Origin of the sequence: Thermococcus sp. 101 C5, from assembly GCF_009372125.1 — an archaeon.
Classification (GTDB): Archaea; Methanobacteriota_B; Thermococci; order Thermococcales; family Thermococcaceae; genus Thermococcus_A; species Thermococcus_A bergensis.
The window spans coordinates 24,990-45,801 of record NZ_WHIZ01000005.1; the positions used below are offsets into that span (position 1 = coordinate 24,990).

Here is a 20,812-nt window from a genome sequence, read left to right on the forward strand (position 1 = left end):
AAGATATTGTCACTTGAAGTATTTATCCTTTTTGTCTAGACATTGAAAAAATAATGGATAATTAGCTGCCGAAAAACTCCTCAAGGCTAATGACCTTCTTGGTCTTTTTCTTGAGCTTGGGCTTTTCTTTTTCCTCTTTTCTTTCTTGTTTTGCAGCTTTTTCCTTTTTGTTCTCTTCCTTTTTGGAGTTGTTTAATTTACCGTTTTCTTTTAGCTCATCGAGATATCCATTCTTCTTTATTACCTTTCCCGTTCTTTCCGCTATCATTCTCTCACAAATGTCAGCTCCAAAACCAAAGAGTGTTCTTTGAGTTTCCGGGAAGACGTTTTGGAAGAGCGTCTTTATGTCTTTCTCCGTCAGGCAGATTCTCTGTCTTGTGTAGTCTATAACATTGTAGCGGGTAACCAGCATCTTTGCTGTCGGGAGATATTTCTCAATAGCTCCCTTTGAGACTGTAAGCACTATCTTACCACCGCACTTCGGACATTTTCCGCTCAGAGGTGGTCTCCGGTATTTGGTGTTGCATTTCACACACCTGAACTCCTGCCTTGTAAAGCTCCTCAGGTTTCCTCTTAAATCCGGCACTATGTGGGAGTTTATTATAGTTTCGGCGACGTGGTGCTCGTTTACCGCTCTAATACGTTCCGCTAGAGCCAACTGCCTGCTAACTTTGTCTTCCATATCACCCAACTGCTTGTAGAGACTCATTTTTGGGCCTAAGGCGATGTCGTCGGTGTCATGGGTGAACTTTAGTCCCTCGTACATTTCTGGTTTACCCAGGCGATCTTCTACCCTTGCAATGACCCCAACGAGCTCTTTTGGAGATTTAAACTCGTAAGTTGCCCTGTAGAACTCTAATGGATAATATCTGGCAACATCCATGTTGTGAACTTCGCTATCAACTTCCCTTGGGTCTAAGCGAGTTGTAACTACCAGCGGAGCGTCCATCTTTCCACCACGCTTCTCTGGGAGATAATAGCGCGAGAAATTGAGCAGAGCATCAAGAAGGAGCATAACAGCATCTTCATCACCGTCACATTGGTGTGTTACAATATTTTCGTTAATTATCACGTTATGGTATTTTTTAGCGTTGAGAGAGAATACAAAGTCCTCAGTTGGTTTCCGATATTCAATACGTTTAACTTTTACTGCCCACCCATTCCCAAGAAGGTACTTGTCACCTTTCGGCTTTCTTGAGGAATACTGCTGGTATGGTAAGTTCTTACGTTTAGTCACGAAGCCAATCTCTTCAAAGAACCTGTGGTAATGTCCACCGGCGATGTTAAGGGCATATACTTTTGAAACTGGAGGCTGGGTACCGCGTTCAATATAATATACTCTAGCCCGGGCGTTCCCTCTGTTTGCATTTTCGTCAATAGTGTAATACCCTCTTATCTTGAATTTGGATATCAATAAAGTTTCAATGTCCTCAAGGAGAGTCTTGTTCACACTATAAACTACGACACGTGGCACTGTTTTTAGAGCACTTCCATCACCTTCAAAATAAGCCTTAAGCATCTCTGCCACGACTTCTTTTGGAAGGGTGAATACAATAGGTGGAACACGTTTGTTGTGAGCGTTGCTTCCTGCTTTGAGAACCTCAGTAAAGAGGAGGTATAAGACTCTTGAGCTCACTGTAATTTTCTCTCTTCTTTCATATATTCCGAAGCCATCGTCAAAAGCCTCTCTTAGTGCTGTTTTAAGGTCTTCTCTTGCTTCTTTATCAGCAATTGAAAAGCTGAGCTGATAAACACTATCACTTTTTCTCGCGTAGCCTTCTGCGAGGTAGTAGCCAAGAACTTTCATAAGGGACGTTATTGGTATAAAGCGTTTTATCTTGACCTTATCTCGCTTGAACCCGATGTAACATTCTGGAACATCTTCAAACTTGAGTCCCTTCTCATGGAGTACTTTAATCAACTCAGCCAAGGGAATGGAATCGCGTCTTATATAGTCCCATTTAACTTTTGCTCCAATTGAAGAGAGCCAATTTGCAATCCCACGTACCATTATTTTATTCCACAAATTCTTGAAATCATCTGTAGCAAATGCCTCAAGAAGGTCAAAGTATTCAATCTCATTTTCGGGAAGTTCGGTATTTGGTGCAATTATCATGTCCCCTTCCTTAACCTCAAATGCTCTCTTTTCCACGAACTTTCCGTTCTCGTATACAAGGACTGGATGATCCACGGTTGTCTCAAAGCTTCTTCCCAGCTCAAGCTCAAAGCGAATCAAGTGGTCGGTGGCTGGTGCTTTTATAACGTCCTCGATGTCTGTCAGAACCACTTTACCTTCCTTGGGATCAAAGGAATACACTTTAATGCCGACCTTTGGCTTTCTCTTCACGTAGGTCATGTTTTCGTAATGTTCCTCTTCGAATAATTCATACAGCTCCTTCAGAGTGATTCTCTGCGGAATTCCGTTGATTTGTACCATTATTCTTGTGTCTCCGGGGAAGCAGTTCCTCCTCTTTGCAGCGTGATAATACGGGTGAGCATAGCCTACAAGAGCGTCAACAAACCCAATAATCCGTCCAATAATTCCGGCTGAAGTGTGAGGGGCTAAACCAATCACGAGATGTCCTATTAGATCTTCCATCTTCTCAACGTTGTAGAACCTCGGCAGTCCGTAGAACTTTTCGAGCAAATCATCAACAAACTTAGCAACCTTGACAAGGTAGTTTCCAGCCTCTTTTGAGAGGATTATATCCTGAACCTTGAGCTCAACTATTTGTTCATCGCTTACAAGGGGCTTGCCCTCAAAATCGTGTGTATAACCGAGCTCCCTTAGCTTCTCAACGCTTACCCCTATTTCCTTGGGTTTGAAGTGGGTTATTGGCGCATCCGTGGCGTCAAACCTTATTGTGCCGTCTTTAAAGACGTAGACGTCGTTTCTTGCCCTTAGTATTCCTTTTTCGAGAGGTTCTGCTATCTTATGGGCGGAGCTCATACCCATTACGCCCTTGAGCTTGTCGAGGGTATAAATTCCGACATTCTGCATTGCCTTGTTCAAAAGCTCTGAAGGGCTGATTTTTCTCTTGCGGTATGCTCTCATCTCTATATTACACTTAGGACATTCCGTGTCGATTGTCGATTCAAAGCCGCATTTGGGACAGTGGTAGAGTAGCTTAGCCTCGCTTCCGCATTTAGGACATGTGGGGTAGATATCCACATGGCCGCAGTTTGTGCATTTGAAGTGCGCTATTTCAACTTCAGCTGTTTTTCCTTCCTGGGCTGCTTTGTATATATCTCTCGAATTTCCTCCTGCTAATCCAATCGGGAAAAGAACATGAACTGGGGGTTTCATTTTTCTCTCTTTTGCCTTTTCCGGCCTCCCCATTCTTGCTCCTATCCAGCTGATTCCCCTGTCCCTGAGTTTAACCTCACTTATCTCGTTTATCAAGTCTATGGGGGTGTGGAACTCTTTGAATTCGATTTTTTTCTCTAAATTTGCCAGAGGAGTTAGCAGCGCGGCTGACCACGGATATTCAATTATAACAAGCCCATTAGAGACTTTATGCTCAACCCCAAGGAGCTCCAGGTACCTCTTGGCTTTTCCAAGGGAGTCTATGGAAATTTCAACCCTCTTTGCGTATTTGAACCCTCTATACTCTCCCCACTCTATGCTGGCATTTACTAGAGCGTTTTGAAGGGAAATTAGCTCCTCAGCCTCCAAAGTATTCCAGTAAAGGGTGTAGTATGGGTGGAGGGGTATCTTGAGGATGCGGGAGAGATGTATGGCATCTTCAATTGAGGGCCTAACGGTAATCGGGTCATAAAGAAGATTTGCCAGAAATTCTGGGTCTAGGTCGAGGTAATCTGCAGCTTCTTCCACGGTTTCCCGCTCGTTTTCCTGGAAGGGCTTGAGGTCAAGCTCATAAACTTTGTTTACCGCTTCAACGAACTCCTGAATCCACCACTCTTCAACATAATTGGCAGGCAAAAGTGTCTGGTTGTTCTCCACGAAGTCTCCAAAAGCTATTAGCGCATCTCCAAGGTACAGAATCTCTTCCACCTGATCCTTCAGCTCAAGGGCCTTGTGATAATCGTCAACTCTCACTACGCTTCCATCTTTTAACTTTACAATAGGACCTTCAATGGTAGTGGCTGGAGTTACAACGGCGCCCTTTCCAGGTCTTTCGGTCTTCATTTGGGTTCCTACAGCTAGGAACTCGTCAACCATTATCATGACCGCTGGATTTATGCTCCACGTTGCGAATCCGCTTACTCTGCTCCTTCCATAGCGAAGCCTGAAGCCACCGTTTCTTGAGGGTTCAGCAAATAGAGGCCTTCCACCTATTATCTCCTTTGTATATTTTGAATTTGGAGCGATGTTTGCTCTAAACTTCTCGTAGAGTTCGTAATAGAAGCCTTTCTCAACTTTCACAGAGGCCTTTTCTTCTGTCGTCTCCCGTTTTATTTCTTCACTTTTCCTTTCTTCTTTCTTTTCTTCGCCACCCTTCTCCTTCGCCTCAACGAACTCCTTCAGCCATTCCCAGCCATCAATACCCATTTTATCTATGTACTTTACGAGCTTCTTTGCCTTCTGGAGGACACCCTCCGCCAAAACAAGGATCGCTCCTCCCCTCAGATGATTTGTTTCAACTCCTGGGACGTTTCTGTGACTCACCTCTACATCATCCGTGGCTTCTCCGGTAATCTCTATTGGGATGTTTCTAACAGCTAAACGAACTTCATCCGGTGATGGATGATACTGCAGCCTTGTAACAGCCCTGTGATAGAGGTCTATCTCCTCAACATATCTCTCCACGTGCTCTTCAGTTGGCTTAAACCTGTCAAGACCAAGCTTTCTTCTAACGTAGTCTCCAACAAGAACACTCAAAGCCTGTGCCGTTCCTCCGCTGCTTCTAATTGGCCCAGCATAATAGATTGCCAAGTAATTAGTTCCATCTGAATTTTTCTTTATTTTAACATCAGCTATTCCTTCGAGCGGAGCGGAAACAATACCTTCAGTAAGAATAGCCAACGCGGTTCTCACGGATTGATCGGCAAGCTTCTCTTTGCTCTCAAACTTTCCGAATTTTCCTTCTATTATTTCATCAACAACTTTGAGGGCAGCGAGCTCTTTCCCGTATTCCTCCACAAGCGCTCTTATCCTCTCCGCAACACCCTTTGGACCCACAAGACTCTCAACTCTTCCCGCCATATCGGTCGCTTGGGGAACCTCAATGTCTCTCACGGGGTCTTTACCTTGAGCTCTAGCTTGCTTAGCTATTTCATAGGCCTTATCAATCTCTCTCTGCAAGGATTCGAAATATTTTTTCATTTCTTCACTGTAAAGCTCCATATTATTTCACCTCAAACATCACACCACTTGCTAAAGTCAACTATCGTCTTTAGCCGGGCGGTATCGATATCTATAATCGGAACTTTAGCCGGAGTTGGGACGATATTAACCATCTTCTGGAATTCTGTTTGACCCTGCCAGGTTGCCGAGTTTATTAAGAAAACTCCCCTATATATTTGATAGTCCAAAACGTGGACGTGACCCATCTGAACCACATCTGGAACGCTCTCAATGACAAGCAAATCCTCTGAGTCCGGGGCTATGGGCACTTTTCCTCCAAAAGTTGGCGCCAGGTGTCTCAATTTCAAAAGCTCTACCATAGGCTTTACAGGCTCGTGGTGGCTCATATTTGGAACGTAACTCACAACGTCTTCTATTCCTCTACCATGGGCAATAAGAAACTCTCTTCCATGTAAATCTATAACGGCCGGGTTGCTTATTATGACAGCGTTCTTAAGGTCATAGATGGGCTTTGCGTATTCCCTATAAAATTCTGGCTGCGGCAAAGCAGTTCTTGCAGCATCGTGATTTCCTGGCCCTATGAACATGGTTATATGCTCCGGAACGTTGGAGAGCAAGTTAGCAAGGGCCTCGTATTGGTCAAAAATATCCGGTATGCTTAGTTCGTTGTACTGGCCCGGATATATACCGATTCCATCAACAACATCGCCGGCTATTATTATGTATTTTATCCTGCTGACTATTTCCTCTTCTTCCTTCGTGTTCACGTTTCCGTTTAGCCACTCTAAAAACTTCATGAACGCTTTTTCACAGAATTTGTTGCTCCCAACGTGTATATCGCTCATCAGAACAGCGTACACCTTCTCTTCGAGAGGAGGCTTTTCCCTCTTATACATCGGCACATCGGGGAGGTAAATGTGCTCTGCAAAAAACATTCCTCTTTTTGAGTACCTTCCCTTAAACGCCACTACGCTGTCGGGCATTATTTCAAAGGCTTTTTTGTAATCCTCCTTATCTTTTCCTATGAAGACCTTTACTATCCCTGTTGCATCTTCAACCTCAAACATGTAACCGTTTCTTGTCTCCCTCTTTGAGTTTACAAGCCCTATGATTGTTACGTCTCCCTCCGGGTTTATGTAGCTGAGTTTTCCAATATCAATAACGCCAGAAACCTCCGGATTCTCGCGCAGTATTTTTCTTATCTTTTTCAGCCTGCTTTTGAAGTAGTTCTCATAAACTCTAACAATAATCTCTCCTTCTTTAGTTGTACCAGTTTTAACCATTGGGGGCTTGAGCTTAACGTTTCTTACGTCAAATTTAACATTGAAGTCCGCTTCTATCTCTTTGGCAATAAACTCAAATCCTTCCTTTGGAGAAACCTTAAAATCAGCATAAATAGAATAAGCCTTCTCTTCCTCTTCGGGCACCTCTTCTTCAGCTACGAGCGGAACACCATACTCCTCAAAAACGACTTTCCTTTTAACTTCCCCATTTTCTCCATTCTCTTCCCCGTTGGTGTCAAAAGACTCCTCCATCTCTTCTGACTCTTCTTCTACAAATTCCTCTACAGCTTCTTCGTCTTCCTCTACTGTCTCCACTTCTTCTACAACTTCTTCTGCAAATTCACTTACGGCGTCTTCATCCTTCTCCTCTATTGGGGGCTCTTCGGCAGCAGGAATTTCAGAGGGCACTGCTTCTTGGCTTTCAGAAATTTCAACTTCTGCATTATCCTCCGCGACTTCGCTTGTAATTTCTCCCGCAAACGCTGGAGTTTCTGAGGTTTCTTCAGCTTCTGGAAGTTCTAGCGTCTGCCCTTCTTCCGATTCTTTCGAGTACTGCTCTTCAGGTTTTTTACTAGTCATAAACTTTTCAAGATGTTTTGGTCTTATTATAATTCCCTTAGACTCCAGAAATTCTTCTGCAATAATATCATCTATTATGAACGTTCCTCTCGCCTTTGCGAATTTTATAAGCTCTGGGAGTGTGAAGTCCCTATTGTAGTGTTCAGACAAAAGAAAATATGCCGGGGGAGTTATCAGATAGTTGTTTGACATCAATCCCCTCACGAATTCATCCATAGAACAACCTCCTCTGCTTAAGCATGCTTACAGATATTAACGGTCTCAATGTCTCTTCAAAGCGGTAGATGTTTTTAACTTTATAGGGTGTTATGTTGAGCCTTATCTCTTTCGTTCTTCCGTATCTGCCCTTGCTGACGACCTTGGCATTGATGATACCAAGCATATCCAGCTCGTTTATCAAGTCGCTTATTCTCCTTTGAGTTAGAGGTTCAAAGTCGAGATAATCACAGAGCTCTTTATAGACGGAGTAAACATCGCCCGTGTTTGCTGGCAATTCCCCGTTTTCGTCAAGGAGGACTATTGCATAAAGCAGAATCTTCGAGTGCAGTGGAAGGGTTTTAATTACCTCTTCCATGGTGTCCTGCTCTATCTTTTCTTGAGCCTTCCATACATGCTTTTCGGTAACCTTTGGAGCCATTTCTCTCTCTGCTATCTCCCCGCTAACTCTGAGCAGGTCGAGAGCTCTCCTTGCGTCTCCATGCTCCCTCGCTGCCAAAGCAGCACAGAGAGGAACGACTGCCTCATCCAATACACCCTCATTAAATGCTTCCTGAGCTCTCTGCATAAGGATATCTCTCAGCTGGTTGGCATCGTAGGGCGGAAAGACTACCTCCTCCTCGCTTAGACTTGAGAGAACTCTAGGGTCGAGGTATTCTTTGAACCTGAGGTCGTTTGAAATACCTATTATGCTCACCTTCGCTTTCTTAAGCTCCGTGTTTATTCTTGTTAGGGAATACAGTATATCATCGCCGCTCTTCTTCACCAGCTTGTCTATTTCGTCTAAAACTATTATCACAAAGCGCTCTCTCATGTCCAGCACTTTCTTTAACTGCGCATAAACTTCATCCGTGGGCCACCCTACAAGAGGAACCTCTACTCCGCTCTCTTCCTTGAAGTGGTTAACTATGTTCGCCAGAACCCTATACTGAGTATCGACAATCTCACAATTGAGATAGATAACATCTACTGGAACATTATATTTCTGAGATATTTTTATCAGATCCTCAGTTACGTACCTAACGGTGACCGTCTTTCCAGTTCCGGTCTTCCCATACACAAAGATGTTTGAAGGTGTCTCCCCCCTTAAGACGGGAACCAGTATGTGAACGAGAGTTTCTATCTGCTCCCTCCTGTGCGGAAGCTCTCGGGGAGTGTAGCTATGTCTCAAAACATCCTTATTCTTAAAGATTCGCTGTTTGTGGAGATATTTTTCAAAGAGTGATCCTAAATTGGTTTGGCCTTCTTGTAACATTCCCTGTCCCTCCATAGGAAATACATTAATGACTTGACAATTTGACCAATTGTGGTTTTTCTTATTTTCATTATAGCACAAATTTTGTGCTTATTGTCTATATTTTTCATCTTAATTCGGAATAATTTTAACATCGTTTAAAAGGTTTCCACTGGAAGCAGATGATCCAGAGGAAGGGCAGTTCATAAGTTATAATCAGAGTATATATGCTTTGTTGAGCAAGTTTATGACTAAAATTCATGAAGTATTTAAAAATATTTAGACTTGAAAAAGGTTTATAAATGAGAAAAGCTCAGCGAAGCATTCCCTCAAGATTTTGGACATATTCTATGCTTCTCTTTATGTCGGCGAAATATTGTCTTGCTTTTTTAATGTGATCCTTTTCTACCTTCTTATCACCAGCCAAGATACTTGCGGGAGCTAAAAGCTGAACTGCGTATCTTAAACTTGTCTTTTCTCCGAGTTCTGCCAGATACTCTAAAGCCTCCTCTGAAATCTCTATGCCCTCTTCTCTGGCCCTTATTTTCACTATCTCCTTGATCTCTTCTTTCTTGTAGGGCTCAGTGTTGATTATCAGCAGTCTGTCAAGCATGTCTATCGGTATTCCGTGGGGCGACTCCAAATCGGTTCCCCTTATTTTTGTAATGCCTCTGTTGGTTGCCAGGATTAGAATAGGTGATAACTCGTTCTCCATAGCCCTTGCGAGGAAAGAAAACGCCTCTATGTCGAGCATGTGGCACTCGTCTATGAAGAGAACTCCCGGCACGAGAACAGCTTTTCCTTCATCTATCCACTGCTTCACCATCTCGTCAACTTTTTCTCTTATTTCGTCTGTGATCTCAAGCCCCCCTCCAAAGAAGAGGCTGAATATTCCACCAGCACGGCTGTTTACGAGGTCTAAATCATGGAGCGTTACTGTGTATGTGAACTCTTTAATCTTGAGCACTGGCCCGCTTGGCATTTCTGTTTTCTTCTTAAAGAACAGCCCTTCTTCTTCCTTTGTGGTCCCGAGTTTTGATATTCTGCCTGTTTCGGCATCTATTTGAATGACATCTCCCTCTTCTACTCCCATTTCTAAAAGTTGGTACGCTATCTCTCTCCCCGCCCTGATCGTTTTCTCATCGTCTTTGGTTTTCAGGGTAAGTACCACGGATTCAGGGATTTCAACGTACGGGTTGAAGGGATGCTTCGTCTTGTTGAGCTGTATCTTCTCTATCCTTCCTTCGTAAACTTTCCTCTCTTCGCTTATTCTAACTCCAATGGCCCTTCTCAAAGCCTGCTTTAGGAATTCAGTCTTTTTGATCTCAGCGGAGTATATTTCGCTTCCAGAGATTTGAACAAATGGTACATCCTCTCCGAGCTCTCTCGCAATACCCATTGCAATGGCAGTTTTTCCACTTCCTGTTGGACCAGCGAGTAGAATTCCCTTGCCCGCCAGCTTTCCTTTCTTTATGAGCTTAACGGCAATACCTGCTGCTTCTCTCGCCTTTGTTTGCCCTACCATCCCGTCTGCAATGAACTTGGCCTTACCAGTTTCATCCAATCCGAGCCCTCTTATGTGAGAATGACTGCCGATTCTCTCAAATCTGTGGGTTGCAACTTCTTCAACAAGCGGCATCTCCCCCTCACCCCCCAAATTCTTTAGAAACCGTTTGTAGTTAAAATGACCAAGAATTTAAAAGATTAACGTTGAAAGAAATTTCACCGGAAAAGGTGCTTATGCTTAAAAACTTTTCTGCCAATCTTTACCACTCTTTTGGTGTTGCGAAAAGTTTAAAAGGATCGAAGAGGATATATTTAAAAGGTTTTCGATTGGGGTGGGGCTATGAAGCGTTTAGGCAAAGTTTCTCATTATGCCAAACAGGGTTTCTTAATACTCCGTTCAACATTCGCACCTGCGTTAAATGATCCTGTAGTAGATAAGAATCTTCAGCTTGTTGGAACTGTCAAAGATGTTTTTGGTCCAGTTAATCATCCATATGTTGCCGTAAAGCCTCGTGTTAAGGATCCTCAGAAATATGTGGGAGAGGTTTTATACATCGATGAGCGCAGAAAAAAATCTCCTTCTAAAGATAAAAAGCATAAGAGAAATGTCAAGAAAAAGCGCCCTGCCCCCCAAAAGAGGGGGTGAGAATTTTTGGCTCAATTTGGGGGTATTAGGAGATGTCCTATCTGTGGTTCGGAAAGTTTGATTTATGACCCAGGCAGGGCTGAGATCGTTTGTTCCAATTGCGGATATGTTTTGGACGAAGAAATTATGGACTTGGGGCCAGAGTGGAGGGCTTTTGAACCTGGACAGAGGGAAAAGCGTTCTAGAGTGGGGGCACCAGAGACTGTAATGCTCCATGATAAGGGACTTTCTACAGATATAGATTGGAGAAACAAAGACATCCACGGGGGCGACATTTCAGGAAGTATGAGAGCAAAGATTTACCGTCTTAGAATGTGGCAGCGAAGAATGAGAATAAGCGACTCTGTGGACAGAAACCTTGCATTCGCTTTGAGTGAGCTTGATAGGATGGGCTCTCAGCTGGGACTTCCCCGGAACATAAGGGAAATTGCAGCAGTTTTGTACAGAAAGGCAGTCATAAACAAGCTTGTTAGGGGAAAATCTATAGAAGGGATGGTTTCCGCCTGTCTTTACGCAGCTTGTAGAATCGCAAATGCACCCAGAACCTTAGACGAGATAGAAGATGTGTCAAAAGTTAGTAAAAAGGAAATTGGGAGAAGTTACCGGTATCTGGCGAGAGAGCTCCATCTTCGCCTAAAACCAACAAGCCCTATTGATTACGTCATACGATTTGGGGACCAGCTGGGAGTAAGTGAAAAGACAAAGAGAAGGGCGATAAAGATACTGAACCAAGCTATTGAAAAGGGACTCACAAGCGGAAAAGGTCCCACAGGGATAGCTGCGGCTGCTATCTACATAGCAAGTCTCCTTGAAGGAGAGAAGCTCACCCAGAGAGAAGTTGCCGAAGTTGCAAGAGTAACTGAGGTTACAGTAAGGAACAGATACAAAGAACTCGTGGATAAACTTAATATACGCATCCCCACTTAGACAAGTGGGAGAGGAAATGAAGATAGGAATACTCAGCGACACGCATTATCCCGACAAGACTTCCTATCTTCCAGATTTGATTTTTGACGTTTTTAGGAAAGAAGGGGTAGAGTTAATAATCCATGCAGGGGATTTAACATCCCCCGAGCTTTTTGAGATTTTTAAAGAAATAGCACCGGTGATTATCGTTAGAGGGAATTTGGACAAACCAATTTTTCCAGAAGAAAAAGTTCTAAAAATTGAGGACTTGAAAGTAGGAGTCCTACACGGTCATCAGTTTCTCAGCTTAGATGAACAGAGCCTCAAATACAAAGCCCTTGACATGGATGTTGATTTGCTAATTTTTGGCCATACACACAGGTTCTTCTACAAGAGCTACGAGTACATGGGAAAAGAAGTGCACCTCCTCAATCCCGGCTCCCCAACGGTTCCAAGAATGAGTGACCCAACGTTTCTCGTTGGCAAGATAACGGGAGAACGCTTCAGGTTCAACATTTACAAGCCATGGGAAACACAGTGGAGATATCCATAATAGAAAAAAGAAGGGAAAGGCCTTCAAGCCTTGATTGCGAGCTTAATGTCCTCGGCCTTGACGGTCTTTCTGCCAGCGTGTCTGGCGAACTCAACAGCCTTCTTTCCGAGCTCAATTGCGTATTCTTCGAGATACTCGGCGAGTATCTTGGCGGCCTCTTCACTAACTCTCTCAGCACCAGCCTTTCTAATCAATCTGTCAATTGGGGCAATTGGCAACTCAGCCATTCACAACACCTCCTTAGGAAATTCTTCATTCTTATTTTTTGAATTAAAGGTATATAAATCTTTCGATAAAAACAGTCGTTTTGGCTCTTTTCATCCCCCATTTTCTCATAAATACGTTGGAACTATCTATGGGAGAAGGTATGTGTCATATCTTTCGAAACTGTTTTTCTATATGAACACTCAATAGAATCTGGGAGCTTACCTAGGTAGGGGGTGCTATGCGTCATACTGCCCATAATGATTTTTTGATAGTCCATTAGGGGACATATTTTATTTTAATTTATTGATCGACAAAAGACGTACCTCTACTATTTCGTACATCCCCTCTTCGCCACTTATTAGCGAACTCATCCATAAGAAATATAAAGACCTAATACGAAAAGATAACTTAGTCAAGAATGTTTTTGAGGTGAAAAATATGGGATTGTTTGACAAGATTATCAAGAAAGAAGAAACAAAGAAAGAACTTGGAACAGGAAAAAAGAGAGATATTAGACATGATATTGACGTTGTTCCTCTGGAGGAGGATCTTATAGCGAAGACCATTGTTGAGCCGGAGATCAGGTATATTAAGAAGATTGTTGTCACCAGTTATACTGATTTAGAAAAAATTTCTGAAGAAATACAAGCAGGTAACATTATTATCGCCGATTTAACGCCGTTAGAATCAAAGCCAGAAGTGCTTGCCAAAGTCGTTGAACAACTAAAGGGAATTGCCCATGCCCTTGGTGGAGAGACAGCAAAAATAGCAAAACACGAGATTAAGATTCTCATTACTCCATCAGACATTAAGATATACAAAGGTTGAAGCTTCTTTAACCTTTATAAATCCTATTCTTCTTTTTAGTTCCGGTGAGCTGGGATGAACGAGACAAATGAGATACACGAGGTTAAGCTTGGCGATTGTCCAATATGCGGGGGAAAGAACACATTAAAGGCTCTCAATCACATTCACGAGATCCCATACTTTGGCAAGGTAATGGAGTCCACAATAATATGCGAGAAGTGCGGGTACAGAAACGCAGACGTAATGGTTCTCGAAGAGAAAGAGCCAAAGCTCTACACTGTCAAGGTCGAGGAAGAAAAAGACCTCTTTACCAGGGTTGTGAGGAGCAAAAGCGGTACCATTGAGCTCGAAGAGATTGGGGTCAAAATAGAGCCCGGACCTGCCAGTCAGGGGTTTGTGACGAACGTGGAGGGTGTGCTTGAGAGAACCAGAGAAACCCTGCTAATGGCCAGGGACTTTAAAAACCAAGAAAATGATGAGGAAAGCGTGAAAAAGATTGATGAGCTTCTCGCTTATATTGAAGACGTGAAGGAAGGTAAAAAGCCTCTAACAGTAAAGATCATGGATCCCTTTGGAAACAGTGCGCTAATAGGTGAAAAAGTCAAGAGCAGGCTTCTCACAAAAGAAGAAATCAAAAAGCTCAGCACAGGGCCTTATGTAGTGTATTACCCCGAAGAAGGTGAAGAGAAGAACTAAATATACTGAACTTCTCTCGCCGTAAGGTCTTCAAGGAGGCTTTTAACCCACGGCTTCCTTGTCCTGTTTGAAAGGTGGATTATCCCTTCAACATGAACTCCATAGAGCTCTTTCATTTTTTCTCTTGTGAGGGGCTCTTTAAAGAGAAACGGCTTTTCTATGGTAAAGGCGTAGCCGTACTCATTTATATACTGCTTGAGCCATTTCTTACCCTCTTCCTCCCCATAGACAAACCTAAGGCCGCTGGTGTCCTTCGTTAAATCCCATAGTGTCTCAAAATCCGCTTTTATTACCTCCCCAACTTCAAATCCCCCCACAATGCTGCCCCTTTTGGTCAAAACCTGTTCTTCAGTAAGGCCAAGCTTCCCTAGAGTCCTTCTTAAGACACCTAGGTCTCCTCTCGCAATGTAAAGAAAGACAGTGTCCCCTTCCCTAAAAACAGGAGCTTTCCTTATCTCGTGATACTTAAGCCCTCTGAATATCAGCTCTCCATAGACCTGATGAAGGGCTATTACATGCTTCACGCTCTCACCGACTCAAAAATCTGGGAATGAATTATAAATATTTGGTTTTTAGAGATGCCCTTATTATGTCACTCACAACTCCAGAAGCGGTCTCTTTGATCCCTGCCCCAGCCCCCTTAATAACTAACTCCCCCAATAGATCGCTCTCTATCAAAGCAACGTTTGAAGTGCCTCTGACAGCTAAAGGACTGTTAATGGGCAGTTCTCTGGGCTTTATCTCCACCCTTCCATCTTCCACAAGAGCAACAAGTCGCGTAACTGTTCCCCTTTTGAAGTTCTCCCTGATCTTCTTCTCTGATATTCCCTCTATACCTTCTATGTGGGCCTTTTTGAAGTCAAATTGGTGAAATGCTACGTTGTGCAAAATAACCCCCTTGTAGCCTGCATCAATTCCCTCAATGTCATTTGAGGGGTCTCTCTCCGCTATTCCGAGCTCTTGAGCTTTTTTAAGGGCCTCTTCAAAGCCCATGCCATCTTCCATAGCGTTCAAAATGAATGTCGTCGTGCCGTTGAGAACTCCCCAGATCCTCTCTATAGAATCAGCGGGGAGAGCACTTTTAAGGAGGTGTATTATAGGCGTCCCTGCCATTACTGTGGCCTCAAAAAGGTAGGGCACATCTTTTTTAGATGATACCTTGATGAGTTCTCCATATCTAAAAACCACGGGTGGTTTGTTAGAAGTTACAACGGCCTTTTCATTCTTCAGAGCTTCCAAATGCCATTCTGCAGCGTTTTTGTCGTTGGTGACATCAACCACCACATCGCTATCGACTTCTTTAACCACTTCGGAAGGTTTCAGCTCATAAATTTCATACTCATTTCCCCAGAATTTAAGAGAACCAGCGCTTTTCTTAATTTCAAGGGCTTCTTTTAGGTCTATTCCGTTTGGATCCCATATCGTGGCGGTAGAATCAGTAATGCTCACTACTTTAATCTCAAGCCCGTATTTCTCTCTAAAGTACTGCTGCTTATTTAGGACTACCCCAGCAACGCCTTTTCCAACGTTTCCAAAACCAATAAGAGAGAGGGAAATTTCCCTCATGGCTTGTTCACTATTGCCTTTATGAGGTCAATATCTCTGATTAATCCTATTATTTCCCCTTCTCCTTTGACGACGGGCAGCTGTTCTATGTGCTCCCTCGCCATTATGTTTGCTACTTCATAGACACTCATATGGGGAGTCGCAAGCTTTAATTCGGTTGTCATGATTTGTTCCACTGGCTTCTTGGGGAGCTGAAGTTCTTTTTTCTCAAACAGAAGCACCGGGTGGCTCTCCAGTATCCACTCCTCTTCACTGGAAGCCGCTAACTCAGCACTCTTCATAACCCTTACAACTTCACTGTCCTTGAGGAGGTCTGTCTCATCAACAATACCTACAAGGTTTCCGTCGTCATCTATTACAGGCAAAGCCATAGCGTTTGAAAGCAGAAGTGATTTTAACGCAGCCTTTAAAGGTGTTCCTTTCCAGACAACACTCACGTATCTCTGATAATACGGCTCAATTTCTATATTCTTCATTTTTTCGTTTTTGGAGAGATATCCCCCTATTATATCCCCCACCGTCAGAATACCAACAACACGGTTTTGCTCATCCACCACAACAACTCGTCTGTAATCATGTTCAAGCATCAGCTTAACGGCCTTTTTCAAAGTATCATTGGGGCGTACAGTAGGAACATCCCTCTTAACAAGCATTGCAAGCTGATCTTCATCAGGATGCAAAAGAACACTCTTTATGCTGACTATACCTACAAGCTCTTTTGTGCCTTTTTTCACCACAGGAAAAGACCTAACCCTATATTTTTTAAAAAGATCCATTGCATAGCTCCTCGTTGCCGGAAGCTCAATTACTACTGGGTTGGAAGTCATAAGGTTTTTAACTTTCATTTTTCATCACCGCTTTTATGTAAGAAGCCTTTTTACTATTTAAGTCTTTCACTAAATGAAGTGTATCTAAACATTGCACCCTGAAAAGCAGAGGCTGTGATTTCTGCACCACCGCAAAATTTATAAACCCAACACTGGGAGTTGTTAGTGGTACGGCGGTCATAGCGGCGGGGTCACACCCGGACTCGTTTCGACCCCGGAAGTTAAGCCCGCCAGCGATCCCGGGTGTACTGCCCTCCGAGAGGGGGCGGGAAACCGGGGACGCCGCCGGCCACTCAAATTGCCCGGGTGGTGTAGCCAGGCCCATCATGCGGGACTGTCACTCCCGCGACTCGGGTTCAAATCCCGACCCGGGCGCCAAAACTTTCTCCGGCGTTTCTGTAGTGTTAAACATTCCCCCATGATAAAGTTCCCCTAACTTTCTCAGAAAAAACCTTATTTATGTTAAGCGACAAACTAAGAACATGAAAGCAATAAACAAAAACCCCTGCCTATTTTTGGCAGAACTCTCAATAACGGTGCCTTTAATATCAATTGCAATAGCAATACTTCTCTCAGATTGGTTCAGCATCACAAACAACGCCCTAAGCGACCTTGGACATGCCACAAAAAGCTCAGTTGCACCGATATTTAACTTTGGCTTAAGTCTTGGAGGCGCTCTTATCATCTACACCTCCGCGCTGTGTCTTTACAAAAGCAGCAAGGTCTTCTCTGCTGTGGGGTTCTTAGTTGGGTTTACATTAACTCTTGTGGCTGTTTTTGATGAAATCTACAGTGGGCTGCACTTCAAAGTCTCGGTGGCGTTCTTCCTTTCACTTGCGCTGTTTCTTGTTGCTTATGGAATCTACTTTAGAAGCTATCTCCCCATTCCAGCCATGACAGTTGCAATACTAGCATGGCTCCTTCATTTTGCATACAATATTCCAAAGGGAGTAGCAATCCCCGAGCTCGTCTCTGTATTTGCAACAGCTCCGTTTTACATTGACACGATAAAAAAGCTTCGGGTAAATTCCTAATTTGGAAACTTTGAACTTAGTCGTTAATGTCGATTTTTCTCCTTTTTAGAACCTCCTAAGAGAAAAGAGGTAGAAAAAAGCAGAACTCACTCCACAAATATTGCGGGCTTCAGCGGCATCGCGGCCTTCTTCTTCCCTCCCTTGTCCTCCTCCGGGTTGATGACTATTTCGATGCCGAGCTCCTTCTCGATGAAGTCCTTGGCCTCCCTCAGGGCCTTCTCCTCGTCGATCCTCTTCACCTCGAAGGCCCTCTCCTTTATCAGGCGCTGGATGAGCTTGCTGACCTCCTTGCCGTGCTTCCTCATCTCCGGGTCCTTCATCAGCTCGGCCATCGCCGCCTTGAAGTCCCTCTTCTCGGCGACGACCTCAACGACCTTCCACTTCCACTCCGGGGCGGTGTAGACGTAGGCCCTCTTCGCGTTTTCGAGCTTTGCGACGCTGATGATCTCCTTGATGTCTTCGATGAGGTTCTTGACAAACTCCTCTTCCGCCTCAACGGTCTCGTTCCACCACTCCTCAACCGGCTCAGGCCAGGGCGCGAGGCTGACGAACCCCTCTCCGCCGAGCTTCTCCCACAGCTCCTCGCTGATGTGTGGAGTAAACGGCGCCATTAGTCTAACCCACACGTCGGCGAGCGTCCTGAGGACGTAGCGCTTGGCATCGTCATCCCTTCCCTCCGTTCTCCTGAGGTACCAGCGGAGGTCGTTGAGGACGGAGTAGAAGGCCCACTGCACGGCAGTCCTCGTCCTGAACTCCTCAAGGGCCTTGGTCGCCCCGTCAATGGCCTTGTTCAGCCTGTGGAGCATCCACTTATCTATGTCCTTCAGCTCAACGCTTTCCTTGGCCTCGTAGGTGGCGAACTCGCTTACCAGCTCGTAGAACCTCTCGACCTGCCTGCGGAGCTTTCCGACCTCCTTTCTCCTCCAGTCGAAGTCGCTGTCGTGCTCTGCCAGGCCCATGATGTAGAGCCTGACGACATCGGCCCCGTTCTCCTCGATGGCGTCGATGAAGTTCAGCACGTTGCCCTTGCTCTTGCTCATCTTCTGGCCTTCGAGGGTTCCAAAGCCGTTCACGGCGATGCCCTTCGGCCAGTGCTTTCTGTCAAAGATGGCCACGTGGTTGAAGATGAAGAACGTCAGGTGGTTTGGGATGAGGTCTTTTGCTGAACAGCGCCAGTCGAGCGGGTACCAGTACTCGAACTCCTCCTTCATCTCGTGTATTATCTCAGCCGGGATTCCGGTCTTCTCGGCCAGCGCCTTCTCCCTCTCCTCGCTGAAGGGCTCGCGGAAGATGTAGTCAAAGAAGTCCCTGTCGAGCTTCTCGGGGTCGAGCTTGCCCTCGTCCCTCAGCATGTTTATGTGCCTGCTTATCGTGTAGTAGGCCATGTAAATCGTTGAATCGCTCAGGCTCTCGATCACCCACTCGGGGTCCCACGGGAGCGGCGTCCCGAGGCCGACCTTCCTGGCGCAGGCCTTCTTGTCGAGCCAGTCGATTATGGCCTCAAACTGGGCTCTCCTGCTCTCCGGGTATATCGTCATGTTCGCAAGGGCCTCCCTCGCCTTAGCCTTCCACTCTGGGTTGCCGTAGTCGATGAACCACTGGTCGTGGATTATCTTGATGACCGCCTGGTTGCCGAACCTCGAGATGACCGGCTTCTCGGCGAACTCGTACATTATCTCCGCTATGCCCTTCTCCTGGAGCTCCTTCGCTATCAGCTCCTTGACCTCCTGGACGGGCTTTCCGGCGTATGGCTCTATCTTGAAGATGCCCTTGTGGTACTCGGCCTTGTAGATGTTCTTGGTCGCTTCTTCAAGCTTCTCCACGTCCTTCTGGCTCTTCACGCCGAGTTTTTCGACCTCCTCAACGGCCGGGAAGTCCCCATAGCCCTCAAGGCTTATCAGCGAGATGTAGCTTATCTCCTCGACGACGCGCGGGTCGATGTCGTACTTGAGCAGTATCTCGGTCTCCTTCTTGAGGTCTTCGAGGGCAATGTGGTCGAAGGGCGCATGGGCAGGAACGCTCATGACGACACCGGTGGCGTTGTCCGGGTCAACGAACTCCGCCGGGAGGATTATGACTTCGTCCCCGGTTACCGGGTTCTTCACGTACTTTCCGATGAGCCTCTCGCCCTTGAACTCCTCGATGACCTCTATCTCCCTGTCCTGGAAGGAGAGCTTGTAGGCCGCTTCCTTGCTGACTATCCAGGTTTCTTCCTTGTCGCCCTGCCTGACCTTTGCCTTCACGTAAGTGGCCTCGGGGTTCAGCCACATGTTGGTGACGCCGTAGACCGTCTCTGGTCTGAGCGTCGCCGCTGGCAGGTAGATTGTCTCGCCGTTTTCCTCAAGGATGAACTTGATTATGACGTACTCCAGTATCTGTACGTCCTCGCCCTCCATTATGTCGTGGTCTCCGAGGGGCGTCCCGACGACAGGGTCCCAGCGGACGCGGTGGGCGCCCTTGACGACTAAACCGAGATCCTTGAGCGTCCAGAACTGCCACTCGATGAACTTGCTGAAGGGCGGGAAGAGGCTTGTCGTGTGGAACTCGCGCGTCCAGTCAACGGAGAAGCCGGCCCTTATGAAGGTCTCCTTCGCGGCCTTCATGAAGTACTTGACTATCTCCTTGGGGTCTTCGAATTTCCAGAGTATTTCCTCCGGAACCTTGTAGACGTCGCGGTAAATGTGTATGGTCTTCGGGTCGCGGTTCTTTATTCTCTCCGCAATCCCGACTATCGGGGCGCCGGTGATGTGCCACGCCATCGGGAAGAGGACGTTGTAGCCCTGCATCCTCTTGAAGCGCGCTATGACGTCGGGAATCGTGTAAGTCCTCGCGTGGCCGACGTGAAGGTGGCCCGATAAGTAGGGGAATGCAACTGTTATGTAGAACTTTGGTTTCTTCTCATCTATTTGCGGCTCAAATACTTTTTCTTCTAGCCACTTATGCTGCCATTTTTCTTCAATAGCTTTGAAGTCTACCATATTCTAACCTCCTTGGAGTTGTTAAAAGTGTCTTTTAAAAGAGTTTGCCACCAGAATAATTCAGAATCGAAGCTAGGGGGACAACTAATAGACTCAGCATAAGAGGAGTGCCAGGCTGTGGAGAACTCGATCCCCCCTCATAAGCATCGCCTTTTATCTTAATATTAGGATATTTAAATCTTTTGGAACAAGAGGGCGTGTTTATAGTAACCTTTATTAGGGTTTTTGCTGAATTCTTTCAGGTGGTTGCCGTGATCCCCAGATGGGATCACAGACTCAAAGACCCTGAAAGCGTGGCATTCACAATTCTTGACGTTTTAGCAGACTTCGAATCAGAAGGAAAGCTGAAGAACCTGCCAAAATCCAAAAAATTTCCAGTAAAAACAATACTGGCAATACTCCTCTTTAAACAATACTACAACCTACCCCTCAGAGACGCCCAGCACTACGGCAGAAAATTCTTCGGAGCAAACATTCACTACTCAACCCTCCACAACTGGGAGAA

Annotated in this window: 16 protein-coding genes, 1 tRNA gene and 1 rRNA gene; 9 read left to right on the plus strand and 9 right to left on the minus strand. The window is 45.2% G+C overall.

Going from position 1 to position 20,812, the window contains the following annotated elements; genetic code table 11:
• Positions 1-61 precede the first annotated feature (61 nt).
• The 4 genes from GBV73_RS01360 to GBV73_RS01375 form a co-directional block, all read right to left on the minus strand.
• A complete protein-coding gene (locus GBV73_RS01360; protein WP_152878807.1) occupies positions 62-5,308 on the minus strand; it encodes a DNA-directed DNA polymerase II large subunit in 5,247 nt (1,748 codons plus the stop codon).
• Between the two features lie 11 nt (positions 5,309-5,319).
• Complete coding sequence (locus GBV73_RS01365; protein WP_152878808.1) at positions 5,320-7,347, minus strand: DNA-directed DNA polymerase II small subunit; 2,028 nt, start codon at positions 7,345-7,347, stop codon at positions 5,320-5,322.
• The gene (locus tag GBV73_RS01370) at positions 7,340-8,602 is read right to left on the minus strand and encodes an ORC1-type DNA replication protein (RefSeq protein WP_152878809.1); all 1,263 of its coding nucleotides are present in this window, start codon (positions 8,600-8,602) and stop codon (positions 7,340-7,342) included. Before GBV73_RS01370 ends, GBV73_RS01365 begins: the two co-directional genes overlap by 8 nt.
• 292 nt (positions 8,603-8,894) lie before the next feature.
• Entirely contained in the window at positions 8,895-10,220 is a 1,326-nt protein-coding gene (locus GBV73_RS01375; RefSeq protein WP_152878810.1) for a RuvB-like helicase, read from the minus strand.
• Positions 10,221-10,427: 207 nt separating this feature from the next.
• Here GBV73_RS01375 and GBV73_RS01380 point away from each other — a divergent pair, with 207 nt between their 5' ends.
• The 3 genes from GBV73_RS01380 to GBV73_RS01390 are packed head-to-tail and all read left to right on the plus strand — an operon-like array spanning position 10,428 to position 12,192.
• On the plus strand, positions 10,428-10,733 hold the full coding sequence (locus GBV73_RS01380) for a Gar1/Naf1 family protein (RefSeq protein WP_152878811.1): 306 nt from the start codon (positions 10,428-10,430) through the stop codon (positions 10,731-10,733).
• 6 nt (positions 10,734-10,739) lie between these two features.
• On the plus strand, positions 10,740-11,660 hold the full coding sequence (locus GBV73_RS01385; protein WP_152878812.1) for a transcription initiation factor IIB: 921 nt from the start codon (positions 10,740-10,742) through the stop codon (positions 11,658-11,660).
• Between the two features lie 16 nt (positions 11,661-11,676).
• Positions 11,677-12,192, plus strand: coding sequence for a metallophosphoesterase (locus GBV73_RS01390; protein ID WP_042697794.1), 516 nt, complete (start codon positions 11,677-11,679; stop codon positions 12,190-12,192).
• A 23-nt stretch (positions 12,193-12,215) separates the two neighbouring features.
• Here GBV73_RS01390 and hpkA read toward each other — a convergent pair whose 3' ends face one another.
• The gene (gene hpkA / locus GBV73_RS01395) at positions 12,216-12,419 is read right to left on the minus strand and encodes an archaeal histone HpkA (RefSeq protein WP_042697791.1); all 204 of its coding nucleotides are present in this window, start codon (positions 12,417-12,419) and stop codon (positions 12,216-12,218) included.
• Positions 12,420-12,837: 418 nt separating this feature from the next.
• On the opposite strand from hpkA, the gene GBV73_RS01400 reads away from it, so the two are divergent.
• Positions 12,838-13,227 carry a cell division protein SepF gene (locus tag GBV73_RS01400; RefSeq protein ID WP_042697789.1) on the plus strand — a complete coding sequence of 130 codons (390 nt, stop codon included), beginning with the start codon at positions 12,838-12,840 and terminating at the stop codon, positions 13,225-13,227.
• 54 nt (positions 13,228-13,281) lie between these two features.
• The gene (locus GBV73_RS01405) at positions 13,282-13,902 is read left to right on the plus strand and encodes a ZPR1 zinc finger domain-containing protein (protein WP_042697786.1); all 621 of its coding nucleotides are present in this window, start codon (positions 13,282-13,284) and stop codon (positions 13,900-13,902) included.
• Here GBV73_RS01405 and GBV73_RS01410 read toward each other — a convergent pair.
• From GBV73_RS01410 to GBV73_RS01420, 3 genes are read right to left on the minus strand one after another with little or no spacing between them, the layout of a single operon-like run.
• Positions 13,899-14,426, minus strand: a complete 528-nt coding sequence (locus GBV73_RS01410) for an ASCH domain-containing protein (RefSeq protein ID WP_042697783.1) — start codon at positions 14,424-14,426, stop codon at positions 13,899-13,901. The two genes, GBV73_RS01405 and GBV73_RS01410, sit on opposite strands and share 4 nt — an antisense overlap.
• Before the next feature lie 31 nt (positions 14,427-14,457).
• The gene (locus GBV73_RS01415; protein WP_042697780.1) at positions 14,458-15,468 is read right to left on the minus strand and encodes a homoserine dehydrogenase; all 1,011 of its coding nucleotides are present in this window, start codon (positions 15,466-15,468) and stop codon (positions 14,458-14,460) included.
• Entirely contained in the window at positions 15,465-16,313 is an 849-nt protein-coding gene (locus GBV73_RS01420; protein ID WP_042697778.1) for a CBS domain-containing protein, read from the minus strand. Before GBV73_RS01420 ends, GBV73_RS01415 begins: the two co-directional genes overlap by 4 nt.
• Before the next feature lie 151 nt (positions 16,314-16,464).
• Here GBV73_RS01420 and rrf point away from each other — a divergent pair.
• The 3 genes from rrf to GBV73_RS01435 all read left to right on the plus strand — a co-directional run bounded on the left by rrf (position 16,465) and on the right by GBV73_RS01435 (position 17,329).
• Positions 16,465-16,586, plus strand: a 5S ribosomal RNA gene (rrf, locus tag GBV73_RS01425).
• 9 nt (positions 16,587-16,595) lie between these two features.
• Positions 16,596-16,673: transfer RNA gene (locus GBV73_RS01430), tRNA-Asp, on the plus strand.
• Positions 16,674-16,777: 104 nt separating this feature from the next.
• Positions 16,778-17,329 carry a DUF998 domain-containing protein gene (locus GBV73_RS01435; protein ID WP_042697772.1) on the plus strand — a complete coding sequence of 184 codons (552 nt, stop codon included), beginning with the start codon at positions 16,778-16,780 and terminating at the stop codon, positions 17,327-17,329.
• 86 nt (positions 17,330-17,415) lie between these two features.
• Here GBV73_RS01435 and leuS read toward each other — a convergent pair whose 3' ends face one another.
• Positions 17,416-20,307 (minus strand): leucine--tRNA ligase, encoded by a 2,892-nt coding sequence (gene leuS / locus GBV73_RS01440; protein WP_152878813.1) that lies wholly within the window; start codon positions 20,305-20,307, stop codon positions 17,416-17,418.
• Between the two features lie 197 nt (positions 20,308-20,504).
• Here leuS and GBV73_RS01445 point away from each other — a divergent pair.
• The coding region (locus tag GBV73_RS01445; protein WP_152878814.1) for a hypothetical protein at positions 20,505-20,812 on the plus strand (308 nt) is incomplete at its 3' end.

Excerpts from the sequence above, each read along its gene's own strand:
- GBV73_RS01380 (WP_152878811.1), top strand. The coding sequence starts at position 10,428 with ATGAAGCGTTTAGGCAAAGTTTCTCATTATGCCAAACAGGGTTTCTTA.
- GBV73_RS01405 (WP_042697786.1), top strand. The coding sequence starts at position 13,282 with ATGAACGAGACAAATGAGATACACGAGGTTAAGCTTGGCGATTGTCCA.
- hpkA (WP_042697791.1), bottom strand. The coding sequence starts at position 12,419 with ATGGCTGAGTTGCCAATTGCCCCAATTGACAGATTGATTAGAAAGGCT.
- GBV73_RS01390 (WP_042697794.1), top strand. The coding sequence starts at position 11,677 with ATGAAGATAGGAATACTCAGCGACACGCATTATCCCGACAAGACTTCC.
- GBV73_RS01400 (WP_042697789.1), top strand. The coding sequence starts at position 12,838 with ATGGGATTGTTTGACAAGATTATCAAGAAAGAAGAAACAAAGAAAGAA.
- GBV73_RS01365 (WP_152878808.1), bottom strand. The coding sequence starts at position 7,347 with ATGGATGAATTCGTGAGGGGATTGATGTCAAACAACTATCTGATAACT.
- leuS (WP_152878813.1), bottom strand. The coding sequence starts at position 20,307 with ATGGTAGACTTCAAAGCTATTGAAGAAAAATGGCAGCATAAGTGGCTA.
- GBV73_RS01375 (WP_152878810.1), bottom strand. The coding sequence starts at position 10,220 with ATGCCGCTTGTTGAAGAAGTTGCAACCCACAGATTTGAGAGAATCGGC.
- GBV73_RS01370 (WP_152878809.1), bottom strand. The coding sequence starts at position 8,602 with ATGTTACAAGAAGGCCAAACCAATTTAGGATCACTCTTTGAAAAATAT.
- GBV73_RS01435 (WP_042697772.1), top strand. The coding sequence starts at position 16,778 with ATGAAAGCAATAAACAAAAACCCCTGCCTATTTTTGGCAGAACTCTCA.
- GBV73_RS01415 (WP_042697780.1), bottom strand. The coding sequence starts at position 15,468 with ATGAGGGAAATTTCCCTCTCTCTTATTGGTTTTGGAAACGTTGGAAAA.
- GBV73_RS01360 (WP_152878807.1), bottom strand. The coding sequence starts at position 5,308 with ATGGAGCTTTACAGTGAAGAAATGAAAAAATATTTCGAATCCTTGCAG.
- GBV73_RS01420 (WP_042697778.1), bottom strand. The coding sequence starts at position 16,313 with ATGAAAGTTAAAAACCTTATGACTTCCAACCCAGTAGTAATTGAGCTT.